The sequence below is a fragment of the Mesorhizobium sp. GW821-FHT04C10 genome, assembly GCF_059420305.1.
In genome coordinates, this window is sequence record NZ_JBWKTL010000001.1 from 5,559,130 (window position 1) to 5,574,730 (window position 15,601).

The window sequence follows — 15,601 nt, forward strand, 5'->3', positions numbered from 1 at the left end:
GGCATTCCACCGAATTTGGACGTAAAATCAACAATGGGAGAAACGATATGACATCCAAGCCTCTTCATCCCGCGATCGATGCTTTTGCGCGGGGTACAAAAAATGGCGCGCTCAGCCGCCGCGAATTCCTGGCGCTGGCCAGCGCCTTTGGCGCCAGCACGGCGGTCGCCTACGGCCTCATCGGCCAGCCGGTTCCGGCTCTGGCTGAAGAAGCGGCCAAGCCCAGGAAGGGCGGTGTCGTACGCGTCGCCATGCAGGTGATGGAACTGGAGGATCCGCGCAGTTTCAAGGTTTCGCAGATGGGCAACATCGCCATGCAATTTCTCGAACCGCTGGTGCGCTGGAAGCCGGATTTCACCTTTGAGCCGGTCTTGCTGCAGAGCTGGGAAATCAACGCGGACGCCACGGAGTACGTGCTCAAGGTCCGCCCAGGCGTGAAATGGTCGAACGGCGACGATTTCACCGCCACGGATGTTGCCTTCAACATCACGCGCTGGTGCGAGAAGGGTGCCGCCGGCAACTCCATGGCCGGGCGCATGAGTTCGCTGATCGATCCCGACACCAAGGTGGCGCGGGCCGGCGCGATCACGATCCGCGACGACCACACCGTGGCGCTGAAACTGTCGCAACCCGACATCACCATCATCCCGGCGATGACGGATTACCCGGCATTGATCGTGCATCGCAGCTTCAATCCGAAAGAGGCGGCCCTGTCGGCAAATCCCGTTTCCACCGGCCCGTTCGAACTCAAGAAGCTCGATGTCGGCGTCGCCGCCTCGGTGCGCAAGCGGCCGGAAGGCTCGTGGTGGGGCGGCGAGGTTTTCCTGGATGGCATCGATTGGGTCGACTACGGCACCGACTCGGCCGCCACCGTCTCTGCTTTCGAATCGGGCGAGATCGATTTGAACGGCCAGACGCAGTCCTATGACGTCGCCATGCTCGACGGGCTGGGCCTGAAGAAGAGCGAGATCGTCACCGCCGCCACCATCGTCTCGCGCTGCAACGTCAACGCCAAGCCCTACGACGACAAGCGTGTGCGCAATGCCATTCAGCTTGCGGTCGACAATGAAGCGGTGCTGCAGCTCGGCGCCAACGGCATGGGCATGGTGGCGCAGAACGATCACGTCGGACCGATGCACCCTGAGCATGCCGACCTGCCGCCGATCAAGCGCGACCCGGTCCGGGCCAAGGCGCTGCTGGAAGAAGCCGGCCAGCTCGATTTCGAGTTCGATCTGATCTCTGTCGAAGCCGACTACCGCAAGGAAAGCTCCGACGTCGTCGCCCAGCAGATGCGCGACGCCGGCTTCAAGGTGAAGCGCACGGTCATCCCGGAATCGGCATTCTGGAACGACTGGACCAAGTATCCCTTCGCGACGACCAACTGGAACGCCCGCCCGCTCGGAATCCAGACCTATGCGCTTGCCTATCAGAGCGGCTCGGCATGGAATGAGACAGGGTTTGCCGATCCGGCGTTCGATGCCAAGGTTCACAAGGCCAACGCCATTGCCGATCCGGATCAGCGTCGCGCGGTGATGAAGGAATTGCAGCTGATGCTGCAGGAATCCGGCATCATCGTTCAGCCTTACTGGCGAAAGCTGTTCTGCCATATGAAACCTGCCTTGATGGGCTATCAGATGCATCAGGCCTATGAGCAGGATTTCACCAGGGCCTGGCTCGCCGCCTGATTACCAGGACAACAGGGCGGCGCCTTCCGCAGCGCCGCTCTGCCATTTCTTTTCACCGAGCATTTCGCCCCGCGGCGACACTATCATGGACCGATGAGGAGCAGTTCAGGCTTCGCATCGGACACGTCGCGCAGATGCGTCCACACGTGCCTTGCCTCGATAGATCCGCAAGGATCCGTGGCCGTGTCGCCAGGTCCGCCGGACCATCAGGTATACGAGAAATCCCGGTTTCCGCGTCTGTCATCGTCGAGAAGCTCCAGTTCACCAGGAGAGCTTATCTTTGCCGAAATGAAGCGGAACCCGCTTTGGCAGCCAACGACCTTCCCGAAAAACGGGAAAATTAACCCTTCCATGCAGGCGAAACCTCGTTGCTTTTCCGACGATCCGATGCAATCGTGACGCTCTGCGCTTCTCCTGCCTGGTGCATCGGGTTCAGTCGGCAGGCTTCGACCTCAGGGCGGTCGAAATCGCTGTTGGGGCACAATGACATCCTGTTCAGTCGTCTTGCGAACCGCATTTGTCGTTACGTTCGTTGCGGTTCTTATCCTCGCGCTGCTGCCGGAGCCTTGGCTCGAGCAATTCGGGATCGATGTCGGTTTCAGCGATGACAAGCTCAATCACGCCAGCGCATTCGCCGTCCTGGCCGCGCTTGGCAGCCTGGGTTGGCCCAAGCGCAAGCTCTGGCTGGTCATTTTCCTGGCCGCGGTCGGAGCTGCGATCGAAGTCCTTCAGGGCACGTCGGAGATAGCCCGCGATTTCGATGTGTTCGACTGGGTTGCCGATTGTATCGGCATCGCGTTCGGGCTCGTGGCGGCGGGTTGTGCAACCTGGCTCATGCGCCGTCGAGGCTGACCGCCAATCGCACATTGTGCTGACGGCTGGAGCGCTGTCAGCCCGGACGTGTCAGCTCGCCTCGCGCATCGCTTCAGCGGCCTGCAGATCGACCGACACGAGTTGGCTCACGCCCTGCTCGGCCATGGTGACGCCGAACAGCCGGTCCATGCGGGCCATCGTGATCGGATTGTGCGTGATGATGACGAAGCGCGTCTCGGTGGTCTTGGCCATCTCGTCCATGAGATTGCAGAAGCGTTCCACATTGTGATCGTCGAGCGGCGCATCGACTTCGTCGAGGACGCAGATCGGCGCCGGATTGGTCAGGAAGACGGCGAAGATCAACGACATCGCCGTCAGCGCCTGCTCGCCGCCCGACAGCAGCGTCATGGTCTGCGGCTTCTTGCCCGGCGGGCGGGCAAGAATTTCGAGGCCTGCCTCGAGCGGATCCTCGGACTCGATCAGCTGCAATTCCGCCGTGCCGCCACCGAACAGGTGCGAGAACAGGCGCTGGAAATGGCTGTTGACCACGTCGAAGGCGGCGAGAAGCCGCTCGCGGCCTTCGCGATTGAGGCTCTGGATCGCTTGCCTGAGCTTGCGGATCGCTTCGATGATGTCCTCGCGCTCGGAAACGATCGCCTCCAGCCGGTCGGAGAGCTCCTTCTGCTCTTCCTCGGCGCGCAGATTGACGGCGCCGAGCCGTTCGCGCTCGATCTTCAAGCGGTCGAGCTGGCGTTCGATCTCGGCCATCTCGGGCATCGGAGCGTCGACTTCCAGGCCGGTATGGCGAATGACCAGATGCGGCGGCGTGTTCAGCGTTTCCTGGATGCGAGCCTCGACCTCAAGACGGCGCTCGTCGGCCGCCGTCAGCCTTTCCTCGGTACGGGCACGGGTCTCGCGCGCCTCGGCCAGCGACTGGATGGCTGCTGTAGCCAGCTTGTCCAGTTCGGCCTGCCTGTTCTCCGCTTCCTGCAGGCGATCGGCGGCCGCCTTGCGCAAGGTCTCCGCCTCGGTGAGTTGCGACAGCAGCGCGCGCCGCTTGGCGTCGATCTCGTCGGGAGCATCAGCCAGGCGTTCGCGCTCGGCCTCGGCCTCGGCCTTGCGGTCGCCGAGCGAGGCAATCTGCGTCGAGGCGTTTTCGGCACGCACCAGCCAGTTGCTGCGTTCGGCGCCGATCGCATCGAGCCGGCGCGCGCGCGCCTCGGCTTCACGCCGCAATCCCTCATGGACGGCGCGGGCATCGGCAAGCGTGGCGCGGTCGCGCGAGACATTGGCCGAGGACTGTTCGAGCTGCAATTGCAGGTCGCCGAGATCGGGTGCGTCCTGCAGCAGCATTTCGGCCTCGACGAAAGCCGCCGAGGTTTCCTCATGGCTGTCGACGATACGCGCGCGGGCCTCATCGAGCGCCGCGCGCCGGCTCGACAGCTCGCCGCCCGCCTTTTCGGCGTCGGCCAGCGCATTGCGGGCAGCGTCCAGGCGGTGCTGGGCGTCGCGTCCGGCCTGGCGCGTGTTGCGTTCGGCCTCGCTTGCCTGGCGAAGCGCCTGTTCGGCCTGTGCCAGCGCCTCCTCGGCCTGACGCAGGACAAGCGTCGCCTGCACCGCTTCGGCATCGAGTTCGGCAAGCCGGTTCTTCTGCGCCAGCCGTTGTGCCGCGGCTGTCGGCGCATCGGCGCTGGCCGTGAGACCGTCCCAGCGCCAGAGCGCGCCTTCGCGGCTGACCAGCCTCTGGCCCGGCGCAAGCAGCGCCTGCAGCCGGCGGCCGTCGGCGGCCTCGACGATCCCGATCTGCGCCAGTCGGCGAGCCAATTGCGCGGGGGCACGAACCACGCTGCCCAGGCTCTTGATGCCGTCCGGCAGGGCCGCGTCGCCGTGCTGGATCTGGCTTTCGCCCCAATGCACCGGTGCGCTGCGGTCGAGCGGCACGTCGAGGTCTTCGCCAAGCGCCGCACCCAGCGCCGTCTCAAAGCCGCGCTCGACGCTGATCTGCTCAAGCACCGAAGGGAAGAGATCGCCGCTGGCGGCATTGAGTATCTTGGCCAGGGTACGCGCTTCGGTCTCGATGCCCGCCAGCTCGGCCCTGGCGTCCTGAAGCGGCGGCCGGGCGGCGCTTTCGGCGGCACGGGCATCGATGACCGACTGCTCGGCCTGCGCCACCGCCGCCTCGGATTCTTCGAGCAGCGCCACGGCCTGTTCGACCAGCACCCGCTTTTCGGCCGGATCCGGCAGGCCAGCCACCTTGGAGAGGATGTCCGACAATTCGCGGTCGACCTCGGCGAGTTGCCGGGCGAAGCGGTCGCGGCGCTCAGCGGTTTCGCGCAGCGTCCGTTCGATCTGATGGCGCGAGGCGGCGGCCTCGGCCCGTTCGGCGGTCAGCGCTGCGAGCTTGGCTTCGCTCTGCGCCAGCGTCGACGCCGCCTGTTCGAACGCCGCGCGGGTGGTGGCCTCGCGTTCCGCGGCGCCGGCGTTCTCGGAATTCAGTACAGCCTCTTCGGTGCGCAGGCGTTCGAGAACATCGGCATTGTCGCGCACCATCCGCTCCTCGCGGGCGATGTCGCCGTCAAGTTGCTGCAACCGACGCTCGATTTCGGCCTGGCGGTTGCGGATGCGGCCGGCCTCCTCCTCGATCTGCGACTTGGCGATCGACAGGCGCTGGAAGGCGGCCGCGGCGGCGGCTTCCGCGTCGCGCAGGTCAGGCAGGCGGTGGGCGCCGATGCCTTGTTCCCTCGCGGCGGCCATCTGCGCGGCGGCGCGGTCGCCGACCAGGGCGGTGGCGGTAGCCAGCGCCGAACGCGCTTCGCCCTCCTGCGTCTTGGCCAGCGTCCAGCGCAGATGCAGCAATGTCGCTTCGGCCTTGCGGATATCGGCCGACAGGTTCTTGAAGCGTGACGCCTGGCGCGCCTGGCGCTTGAGGCTCTCGATCTGGCTCTCCAGTTCGCCGACGACATCGTCCAGGCGTTCGAGGTTCTGTTCGGCCGCCTTCAGCCGCAGTTCCGCCTCGTGGCGACGGGTGTGCAGGCCGGAAATGCCGGCCGCCTCTTCCAGCAGCGCACGGCGCGCCTGCGGCTTGGCCTGGATCAGTTCGCCGATACGGCCCTGCCCGACCATCGATGGCGAGCGCGCGCCGGTCGACTGGTCGGCGAACAGAAGCTGCACGTCCTTGGCGCGCGCTTCCTTGCCATTGATGCGATAGAGCGAGCCGGCCTCGCGCTCGATGCGGCGCGAAACCTGCAATTCGTCGGCATCGTTGAACGCGGCGGGCGCCGAGCGATCGGTATTGTCGAGGAAAAGCGTGACTTCGGCGGTATTGCGCGCGGGCCGCGTACCCGAGCCGGAAAAGATCACGTCGTCCATGCCGGAAGCGCGCATGTTCTTGTAGGAGCTTTCGCCCATCACCCAGCGCAGCGCCTCGACAAGGTTCGACTTGCCGCAGCCGTTCGGCCCGACAATGCCAGTCAGGCCGCGTTCGATGACGAACTCGCCGGGCTCGACGAACGACTTGAAACCGAGGAGGCGAAGGCGCGAGAACTTCATTCACGCGCCCCATAAAGGCGAGCGCCGAAACGCTGCCGCTTCAGCGCTGACCTGATGTCAGAGCAGAGGGTCGATGATGGCCGACATTTCCTCAATCGACATCGCCCCTTTGTAGGTCTTACCGTTGATGAAGAAGGTCGGTGTCGAGTCGACCTTGAATTCATTGGCGCCGCGCTTCTGGACCGATCTCACATCGTCCAGAAGTTTCTGGTCCGTCAAGCAGGCCTCGAAGGACTCCTGTGTAAAACCGGCGAGCTTCGAGATTTGCAGCAGCGCATCCTTGGTGTTCGATACGCCAACCCAGTTCGCCTGCTGCCGGAACAGCACGTCGACCATCGGGAAATAGTTATCCTTGGCGCAGCGCGCCAGCATGAAACCGGCTTCCGCGCTCGGATCGAACGGGAATTCGCGCAGGATATAACGCGCCTTGCCGGTGTCGATGTACTTGGTCTTCAGATCCGGGAAGGTGGTCTCGGCGAAATGCGCGCAATGCGGGCAGGTCATCGAGGCGTATTCGACGATGGTGACTTTCGCGTCATCCTTGCCGAGCTGTTTGTCGGGCAGCGCGCCCGGCTTCAGCAGTTCGGCCATATCGACGGTGCCCTGCGCTTCCGGAACCTGGACCGCGGCCGGTGTTGCCGGCTTTGCGGGTGCGGCCGGATCAGCAGGCTTCACATCCGCCGCCTTGGCCTCTTCGCCCGAGTCGCTGCAGGCGGCGAGCAGGGCAACCGCCGGGATTGCGGCCAGCGAAGACAGGACGTTTCTGCGAGACAGACTTTTGCCGAACGAAGGACGGTTCATACGAATCACCTGACAAGAGTTGGATTTTGCAATGCAAAGGCACGAAAAGGCGAGAGTTGGCGCGAATTAAGGCATCTCCATCCCCAATCCAATCGCGGAACCTGATAAAGGCGATCACGAATGCGAGATGTTGACGACAAATCCATGACTGTCTTCAAGGGGTTTTTGACTTCCTTTCACCCAGGATGGTTGCGCCAAGCCTTTCCAGCGAGGCGCGCAACCCTTCATCCTCGATCAGTTCGACCGTGCTGGACAATTTCGTCTTCTCCGCCGCCGTCAAGGGCCTGAAGCTGGGTTTAGGCCGTCCTTTGTCCGACGTCACCGGTTTTTGCACGATCCTGATGCGGCCTATTGCCGTAAAGCCGAGGAAGGCGTTGACCCGGTTGATGATCTCGCCGGTCTCATGCTGCAGATGAAGCGCTGCCATCCCCTCGCAGGCGATAACCAGCACCGCCGGCTCGAACGGATCGTCCTCGTGCAGGCGACGCGGCCACTGGATCTTCTCGGGCCGCGAGCGGCTGGCAAGGCGCGGTCCGGCGATCTCTTCCCAGGACTGGACGAGACCGATCGAGATGCCTGCCCTTTTGCGCAGCACCGGATCGAGGATCTCGGTGGCGAGATCGCTCACCGGAACAGGATTGCCGAAGCGCCTTTTCCCTGCCATGTGCGTTTCTCCAGCCACGACCTCACCCGATATCGGCCAGGCCAACACAAGATCAATGGCACCAGCAGACCAGACCCGCAAGGCCCAGACTCACGGGGCAGTATCAGGCGATGCCGCCTCTCGGCTGCTTGCCTGGTACGACGTGCACCACCGCGAACTGCCGTGGCGCGTGACGCCGCGCGAGCATGCACGCGGCGTGCGGCCGGATCCCTACCGCATCTGGCTGTCCGAAGTCATGTTGCAGCAGACCACCGTCGAGGCGGTGAAATCCTATTTCCGCGCTTTTGTCGAGAAATGGCCAGATGTCGAGGCACTGGCCTCGGCACCAACCGAGGACGTCATGAAAGCCTGGGCGGGGCTCGGCTACTATTCCCGCGCACGCAACCTCAAGGCTTGCGCTGATCTGGTGGCGGCGCGCGGCGGCCGGTTTCCCGACACCGAGGCTGCCTTGAGGGACCTGCCCGGCATCGGCGCCTATACCTCGGCGGCCATCACGGCGATCGCCTTCGACCGCCCCGCTGCCGTTGTCGACGGCAATGTCGAACGCGTCATCTCGAGGCTGTTTTCGATCACGACGCCTCTCAGCGAAGCCAAGGCAGAGATACGCGCCCATGTCGAGCGCCTGCTGCCGCGGGCAAGACCGGGCGATTTCGCCCAGGCGATGATGGACCTTGGCGCCACGATCTGCACGCCGCGCCGGCCGCGCTGCATGCTGTGCCCGCTGCGCGAGGACTGCAGCGCCGTCGTTTCAGGCGATCCCGAAAATTTCCCGGTGCGGCTGCCGAAAGCCGACAAGCCGCTGCGGCGAGGCGCTGCTTTCGTGGCCGTGCGTGAGGACGGTGCCATTCTTCTGCGCAAACGGCCCGAGAAAGGTTTGCTCGGCGGCATGACCGAGGTGCCGACCACGGCCTGGACGGCGCGGGTGGATGGGGCCACCACACCGGCAGCAGCGCCCTTTTCCGGCGACTGGCGGCGTGCCGGGACAATCACGCATGTCTTCACCCATTTCGCGCTCGAGCTCGACGTCTTTCGCGCCAACATAAAAGGTGATGCGCCGGCAGGGTGTTTCTGGTCACCCGCCCATGAGATTGCCGGAGAGGCGCTGCCCACTGTCATGAAAAAGGCAATCGAGGCTGCGATACCCGGCGCGACGAAAAAGCCGTCACCGCTCAGTGCAAAGAGGCCCCATGACTGAAATCCGCCACATCGTTTTCGACATCGGCCGTGTGCTGATCCACTACGATCCAAACATCCCGTTCAGTCGCCTCATTCCCGATGCCGAAGAGAGACAGTGGTTCTTCGACAATGTCTGCACGCATGACTGGAACATCGAGCAGGATCGCGGACGAAGCTGGGAAGAGGCCGAGGCGCTGCTGATCGCAGAGCACCCAGATCATTCGGAAAACATCCGCAATTTCCGCCGCCATTGGCACGAAATGGTGCCGCATGCCTATGACGACAGCGTCGCCATCATGCTCGGCCTGATCGAGCGCGGCCATGATGTGACCATGCTGACCAACTTCGCCTCCGACACTTTGGCCGAAGCCCGCAAACGCTTTGATTTCCTCGATCGTCCACGTGGGGTGACCATCTCCGGCGAGATCGGCAAGATCAAACCGGATCGCGACATTTACGACCATCACGTGGCTGCGTTCGGGCTCGAACCGTCGGCGACGCTGTTCATCGACGACAGCCAGAAGAATGTCGAGGGCGCCCGGGCGGCGGGCTGGCAATCGGTGCTGTTCACCGACGCCAGGACGCTTAAAGCGGATCTTGAACGCTTCGGAATCAAGGCGTGATCTGAATCGCTTGCGGCGATCCGCTCAGATCCTGAATCAACGTGAAAGCAGCAATTGGCAGGGGGTCAACCCCCTGCCCGCTCCATGCCGAGGCGGGCAATGCGGCGCAGTTCGTCGATCGGGGTGAGCCCGCCGCTGCGCTCATAGTGCCAGAAGGTCCAGCCGTTGCAGGCATCCAGTCCCTGCACTTCGGCGCCGATCTTGTGGATCGAGCCGGCGCTGTCGCCGATCGCCACCGTGCCGTCGGCACGCACCTTGGCCGCCCAGCGCTTCTTGGCGTCATAGAGCGTGGCGCCCGGCGTCACCAGCCCGGTGTCGATCAGGCTGACGAAGGCGACGCGCGGCTCGGCGCGCTTGCCGGTCAAGACCGTCAGATCGGCATCCTGCAGCGGCCGCACGGCATCGATGCGCTCGTTGGCGGCGTCGATATAGGCCTGCTCGCGCTCGATGCCGACGAAATGGCGGCCGAGACGCTTGGCCACCGCGCCTGTCGTGCCGGAGCCGAAGAAAGGATCGAGCACGATGTCGCCCGGCTTGGTCGAGGCCATCATGATGCGGGCCAGCAGGGCTTCAGGCTTCTGTGTCGGGTGCAGCTTGTCGCCATTGTCGTTCTTCAGCCGCTCGCCGCCGGTGCAGATCGGGAACAGCCAGTCGGAGCGCATCTGGACATCGTCATTGGACGCCTTCAACGCTTCATAGTTAAAGGTGTAGCCCTTGCCCTTCTGGTCACGAGAAGCCCAGATCATCGTCTCATGGGCGTTCTGGAAGCGGCGACCGCGGAAATTCGGCATCGGATTGGTCTTGCGCCAGACCACGTCGTTGAGGATCCAGAACCCCAGATCCTGCATCTTGGCGCCGACCCGGAAGATGTTGTGGTAGGAGCCAATGACCCAGATCGTGCCGTTGGGCTTCAGCACTCGCCGCGCCGCCAGCAACCAGGCGCGGGTGAAAGCGTCGTAGGCTTCAAAACTCTCGAACTGGTCCCACTCGTCGTCGACCGCGTTGACCTTGGACTGATCGGGGCGATGCAGGTCGCCGTCGAGCTGCAGGTTGTAGGGCGGATCGGCGAAGATGACGTCGACCGATTTTTCCGGCAGGCGGTCGAGGGCCGCGACGCAGTCACCTTTCAGGATCGTGTCCAGCCATTCGGATTGCTGGGGGGCAAGGGAAAGCTCGTCGAGAAGACGCACGGCAGACATTTTTACACCCAAGGCACGCGTTACTGTTTACTCCCCGTTATGGTTACCGATCAGCGTAAATATTCGGTGAAGGCCGGCGCCGATCGTCCGTCAGGTTTGCGAAGGCCGGGCCATTGGTGTATGCCGCGCCGCTTGAGCCCCGAGAGGCCATTCCTCCACCCTCCTTGTTCCGGATCACCATGCCCCAGCCAGACCTTGTCATCTTCGATTGCGACGGCGTGCTCGTCGATTCCGAAATCATCGCCGCGCGGGTCGAGGCGGAGTTGATAACCCTGGCCGGATACGAAATCTCGGCCGAGGAGATCGCGGAGACCTATGCGGGGCTGACGTTCAAGGACATCCTGATGCGGATCGAGGAGAAGTCCAAGATCCCGTTCCAGGCGTCACTCATCGATCGCGCCGAGGATCTGGTCGACCGCAAACTGCGAAGCGACGTCCGCGCCATCGAGGGCGTGCGCGAGGCGGTAGCCTCGGTCACGACACAGCGCTGCATCTGCTCCAACTCACGTTCGGAGCGGATCGAATTCATGCTGGAGAAGGTGCATCTGCTGCCGTTTTTCGCCGGCCGTATCTTATCGGCGCTGGAGATACCGAGCAAAAAGACCAAGCCCTCGCCGGACGTGTTCCTGCTCGCGGCGGAAAAACTCGGCGCGAATCCGGCGAACACCTTCGTCATCGAGGATTCCGTGCACGGCGTCACCGGCGCCAGGACAGCCGGCATGCGCGTGATCGGCTTCACCGGCGCCAGCCACAGCTATCCCGGCCATGCCGACGCGCTGACAGAGGCCGGCGCCGAGACGGTCATTCGCCGCTGGGCCGAACTGAAAAGCGTGATCGCGGCACTATCGGAATGGTCGGCTGACGCCTGAGACGCGGGCGCCCAGCTGGACGCACGCTGTGTCCATGGCCGCTCAGTTCGTCGCGGCCGCCTTCTTCCTGTGGGTCTTCTTCGGCTTGTCGGTCGTCCCCTTCGGCGCGGTTTCGTCATAGCCGGCATAGGCCTGATAGTCCTGCGCCGTCGGCGCCGGCACCACGATATTGGAATCGGTGAAGACGAACTGGGTGGCGACCGAGGGATCGGTGACCTGGACCTGATACTGGTGGATCTGCGAGTAGAGCACGTCGGTGCCGTGCATCACCGCGGTGCGGATCGGCATGGTGATGGTGCCGGGCGAGAACTTGGGTCCCGGCACGATCTTGCCGGCGACCGCTATCTTCATCGTCATCTGCCCGTCGGATCGGCTGCAGTCGCGGGTAACGTCGGCAATCGACGCCTGGTAAATGATCCTCGCCGAATCGTCGGGCGGAGTGGCAGCGGCGGCGTCGGCAGCAGCCTGGGCAGCGGCATCCGCCGCGGCGTCGCCTGTCTTCTTGACTTTGGGCTTGGCCTTCTTGACCTCGTTGGCATAGGTGTTGAAGAAGGCCGTACCGTCGCGCACCGTCACCCTCGGGCAATAGGCGTTCAACTGGCTGGCCAGGACCTTGGGATCCTGCGGCGGCGGTGGCGCTGCCGGGTCCTTCTTCTTGCCGAAGCCGAGGTCAAGGATGCCATTGTCGCCCGATTGGCAGCCGGCGGCGGCGAGCATAAAGCCGGTGAGCGCAAGACCCGCCAAAAAGCGGCCACGTGATGTACGAAACGCCATGAAACTGCACTTCCCTCTCGTAAAGCTGGTGACGTATATCAACGGCGCGGCAAAAATGCGACTGGAGCCGGCACAGAAATTAACCACCTTGTGGTGAACGGAAGAGCCGAGCAGCAACGGGACTGAGACATGCAATATGTGAGTACGCGCGGCGAGGCGCCCGCGCTTGGATTTTCCGATGCCGTGCTGGCTGGCCTGGCCCGCGATGGCGGGCTCTACGTACCACGCGAGTGGCCGCATTTCTCGGCGGCCGACATCCGTGCCATGCGAGGCCTTGCCTATCCCGACCTTGCCATACGCGTGCTGACGCCGTTCCTTGGCGGCGAGATCACAGCGCCGGTCTTCGAACGCCTGGTGCGTGAAGCCTATGCCACCTTCCGCCACGAAGCGGTCTGCCCGCTGGTCCAGACCGGCCCCAACACGTTTGTCCTCGAACTCTTCCATGGGCCGACGCTGGCGTTCAAGGACGTGGCGATGCAGTTGCTCGCCCGGCTGATGGACCATGTGCTTGCCGAACGCGACCAGCATGCCACCATCGTCGGCGCCACTTCAGGCGACACCGGCGGCGCGGCCATCGACGCCTTTGCCGGGCGCAGCCGGACCGACATCTTCATCCTTTTCCCGCATGGCCGCGTTTCGCCGGTGCAGCAGCGGCAGATGACGACGTCGAAGGCTGAAAACGTCCATGCGCTGGCGATCGAAGGCAATTTCGACGACTGCCAGGGCCTGCTCAAGGACATGTTCAACGACCACGCTTTCCGCGACCGGGTGGCGCTGTCGGGGGTCAACTCGATCAACTGGGCGCGCATCATGGCCCAGATCGTCTACTATTTCTCCTCGGCCCTGTCGCTCGGCGCACCGGACAGGCCGGTGTCGTTCACGGTGCCGACCGGCAATTTTGGCGATATCTTTGCCGGCTATGCCGCCAAGAAGATGGGCCTGCCGATCGAACGGCTGGTCATCGCCACCAACGACAACGACATCTTGGCCCGCACCTTCGCCACCGGCGAATACCGCACCAAGGGCGTCTTCGCCACCACCTCGCCATCGATGGATATCCAGGTGTCGTCGAATTTCGAACGCCTGCTGTTCGAGGCCTCGAACCGTGACGCGGCGACCGTGCGGCGCTACATGGATGGCCTGAAGCAGTCCGGCGCCTTCACCATTGAAGCCCGTGAAATCAATGGGATGCGGTCCGAATTCGACGCCGGCCGTGCCACGATGGACGAGGTCGCCGCCACCATCCGCTCGACGCTCGCGGCCAGCAATTATCTTCTGGATCCGCATACCGCCGCGGCTATGCATGTCGCGGCCGGCAAAGCATCGGGCGCCGTGCCGATGGTGGTGCTGGGCACCGCCCATCCGGCGAAATTTCCGGCCGCCGTCGAGGCCGCCAGCGGCGTCTCCCCCGCCCTGCCCGCATGGCTAGGGGGATTGATGACATTTGAGGAAAAATACACGGTACTTCCATCCGACCTGAAAATGGTGGAAGATTACGTCAGTCGCCGCGCGCGGGCGGCGCGTTAGGGAGTACGAGCCATATGGGTGTTGAGGTAAGCCGTCTGTCGAACGGCCTGACAGTCGCCACCGAAACCCTTCCAAGTATCGAATCGGTTGCCTTGGGTGCCTGGGTCAAGTCCGGCGCCCGCAATGAACGTGACGAAGAGCATGGCATGGCCCATCTGCTCGAGCATATGGCGTTCAAGGGCACGAAGCGGCGGACGGCCTTTGAAATCGCCTCGGAAATCGAGGATGTCGGCGGCGAGATCAACGCCGCCACCAGCGTCGAGACCACGTCTTATTACGCCAGGGTGCTGTCCGACGACGTGCCGCTGGCGGTCGACATCCTTGCCGACATCCTGCAGGAGTCCGAATTCGACCCGCAGGAACTCGAACGCGAGCAGCATGTGATCCTGCAGGAGATCGGCGCCGCGCACGACACACCAGACGATATCGTCTTCGACCGTTTCACCGAGACGGCCTTTCGCCACCAGACAATCGGCCGCTCTATCCTGGGCACGCCAGAAACCGTCAAATCCTTCACTTCCAAGCAGTTGCACGATTTCATCGAACGCCAATATGGCGCCGAGCGGATGGTGATCGTGGCCGCAGGCGACATCAAGCACGACAATTTCGTGCGCGAGGTCGAGAAGCAGCTCGGCGGCTTTCGCAGCAAGGCCGACAGCACCATTCCGCAATATGCGCAGTATGTCGGCGGCGATTTCCGCGAAGACCGCGACCTGATGGACGCGCAGATCGTGCTGGGCTTCGAGGGCCGCGCCTACCATGTGCGCGACTTCTACGCCTCGCAGGTGCTGTCGATGATCCTCGGCGGCGGCATGTCGTCGCGCCTGTTCCAGGAAGTCCGCGAGAAGCGCGGCCTCTGCTACTCGGTCTATGCTTTCCACTGGGGCTTTTCCGACACCGGCATCTTCGGCGTCCACGCCGCGACCGGCCAGAGCGACATTGCCGAACTGGTACCAGTCATCATCGACGAACTGCAGAAGGCCGGAGAGAGCATCCTGCAGGAAGAGCTCGACCGGGCGCGTGCCCAGTATCGCGCCGGGCTGATCATGTCGGCGGAAAGCCCGGCCAGCCGTGCCTCGCAGATCGCGCGGCAACTGCTCTTGTTCGGCAGGCCGATCGCCAAGGAGGAATTGATGGAGCGCCTCTCGGCGCTGACGGTGGAGCGGCTGACCGACCTGTCGTCGCGGATGTTCTCGACCAAGCCGACGCTTACCGCTGTCGGGCCCGTGGGTACGCTGGCGCCATATGAGGCGATTCTCGATTCGCTTCCGGGCACCCAGACCACGGCCCGCAGGCTCGCCGTCTAAGTCCCCAAAGCGTCGTGTTCGCGCTCCCTTTCTTTCGCCGTGACTTGCCGGCGCTGAAGGGTAACCTCGTTACGCTTCGCGTTCCATACACCAATGACTACCGTGAATGGTCAACGTTGCGCGGCGAAAGCCGGGCATTCCTGGAGCCGTGGGAGCCGCGCTGGACGCCCGACGAACTCGACCGCACGGCATGGCGCCTGCGCATCTCCCGCTACCGCGAGGACTATGCACAAGGGACCGCGATCGCCTTCTTCATCTTCGAGAAGTCGAGCGGCAAGCTGGCCGGCGGAATCACGCTCGGCAACATACGCCACGGTGTCTCGCAAAGCGGCCATGTCGGCTACTGGATCGGCGAGCGCTTCGGCGGCCGCGGGCTGATGACCGACGCGGTCAAGGTCGTGGCCCGCTTTGCCTTCGATACGCTGAGGTTGCACCGGATCGAAGCGGCCTGTATTCCCGACAATATCCGGTCGGTCCGCGTGCTTGAAAAAGCCGGATTCCGGCGCGAAGGACTCTTAAGATCCTATCTCAGGATCAACGGCATCTGGCAGGACCACTACCTCTACGCCCGGATCGCGGACGATCCGCCGAGCGCTGGAACGAAGGACTGATTT

At 63.7% G+C, this 15,601-nt stretch carries 13 protein-coding genes; 8 read left to right on the top strand and 5 right to left on the bottom strand.

Going from position 1 to position 15,601, the window contains the following annotated elements:
• The first annotated feature begins 47 nt into the window (after nt 1–47).
• Nucleotides 48–1,685 carry an ABC transporter substrate-binding protein gene (locus tag AC07UC_RS27080; RefSeq protein ID WP_494907983.1) on the top strand — a complete coding sequence of 546 codons (1,638 nt, stop codon included), beginning with the start codon at nt 48–50 and terminating at the stop codon, nt 1,683–1,685.
• A gap of 504 nt (nt 1,686–2,189) precedes the next feature.
• Nucleotides 2,190–2,537: a VanZ family protein gene (locus AC07UC_RS27085; protein WP_494907984.1), complete on the top strand. Its 348-nt coding sequence runs from the start codon at nt 2,190–2,192 to the stop codon at nt 2,535–2,537.
• A 51-nt stretch (nt 2,538–2,588) separates the two neighbouring features.
• Here AC07UC_RS27085 and smc read toward each other — a convergent pair whose 3' ends face one another.
• The 3 genes from smc to AC07UC_RS27100 form a co-directional block, all read right to left on the bottom strand.
• Nucleotides 2,589–6,047: a chromosome segregation protein SMC gene (smc, locus tag AC07UC_RS27090; protein WP_494907985.1), complete on the bottom strand. Its 3,459-nt coding sequence runs from the start codon at nt 6,045–6,047 to the stop codon at nt 2,589–2,591.
• Between the two features lie 57 nt (nt 6,048–6,104).
• A complete protein-coding gene (locus AC07UC_RS27095; protein WP_140768844.1) occupies nt 6,105–6,848 on the bottom strand; it encodes a DsbA family protein in 744 nt (247 codons plus the stop codon).
• Nucleotides 6,849–7,002: 154 nt separating this feature from the next.
• Complete coding sequence (locus AC07UC_RS27100; RefSeq protein WP_056563897.1) at nt 7,003–7,512, bottom strand: DUF721 domain-containing protein; 510 nt, start codon at nt 7,510–7,512, stop codon at nt 7,003–7,005.
• A 55-nt stretch (nt 7,513–7,567) separates the two neighbouring features.
• Between AC07UC_RS27100 and mutY the strand changes: the two genes are divergently transcribed.
• Together mutY and AC07UC_RS27110 are read left to right on the top strand one after the other, a co-directional pair.
• Nucleotides 7,568–8,707, top strand: coding sequence for an A/G-specific adenine glycosylase (mutY, locus tag AC07UC_RS27105; protein WP_494907986.1), 1,140 nt, complete (start codon nt 7,568–7,570; stop codon nt 8,705–8,707).
• Entirely contained in the window at nt 8,700–9,311 is a 612-nt protein-coding gene (locus tag AC07UC_RS27110) for an HAD family hydrolase (protein ID WP_494907987.1), read from the top strand. The genes mutY and AC07UC_RS27110 overlap by 8 nt, the downstream gene beginning before the upstream one ends.
• A 65-nt stretch (nt 9,312–9,376) precedes the next feature.
• Here AC07UC_RS27110 and AC07UC_RS27115 read toward each other — a convergent pair whose 3' ends face one another.
• A complete protein-coding gene (locus AC07UC_RS27115) occupies nt 9,377–10,510 on the bottom strand; it encodes a site-specific DNA-methyltransferase (RefSeq protein WP_140768850.1) in 1,134 nt (377 codons plus the stop codon).
• A 179-nt stretch (nt 10,511–10,689) separates the two neighbouring features.
• Between AC07UC_RS27115 and AC07UC_RS27120 the strand changes: the two genes are divergently transcribed.
• Nucleotides 10,690–11,379, top strand: a complete 690-nt coding sequence (locus AC07UC_RS27120; protein WP_494907988.1) for an HAD family hydrolase — start codon at nt 10,690–10,692, stop codon at nt 11,377–11,379.
• A gap of 42 nt (nt 11,380–11,421) precedes the next feature.
• On the opposite strand, the gene AC07UC_RS27125 is transcribed toward AC07UC_RS27120, so the two are convergent.
• Nucleotides 11,422–12,153 carry a hypothetical protein gene (locus AC07UC_RS27125; protein ID WP_140768854.1) on the bottom strand — a complete coding sequence of 244 codons (732 nt, stop codon included), beginning with the start codon at nt 12,151–12,153 and terminating at the stop codon, nt 11,422–11,424.
• Nucleotides 12,154–12,282: 129 nt separating this feature from the next.
• Here AC07UC_RS27125 and thrC point away from each other — a divergent pair, with 129 nt between their 5' ends.
• Genes thrC through AC07UC_RS27140 form a run of 3 tightly spaced genes read left to right on the top strand, consistent with a single transcriptional unit; the run spans nt 12,283 to nt 15,598 of the window.
• Nucleotides 12,283–13,680 carry a threonine synthase gene (gene thrC / locus AC07UC_RS27130; protein WP_494907989.1) on the top strand — a complete coding sequence of 466 codons (1,398 nt, stop codon included), beginning with the start codon at nt 12,283–12,285 and terminating at the stop codon, nt 13,678–13,680.
• A 14-nt stretch (nt 13,681–13,694) separates the two neighbouring features.
• The gene (locus AC07UC_RS27135) at nt 13,695–14,987 is read left to right on the top strand and encodes a M16 family metallopeptidase (protein WP_140768858.1); all 1,293 of its coding nucleotides are present in this window, start codon (nt 13,695–13,697) and stop codon (nt 14,985–14,987) included.
• A gap of 14 nt (nt 14,988–15,001) precedes the next feature.
• A complete protein-coding gene (locus AC07UC_RS27140) occupies nt 15,002–15,598 on the top strand; it encodes a GNAT family N-acetyltransferase (RefSeq protein ID WP_202323328.1) in 597 nt (198 codons plus the stop codon).
• Nucleotides 15,599–15,601 lie beyond the last annotated feature (3 nt).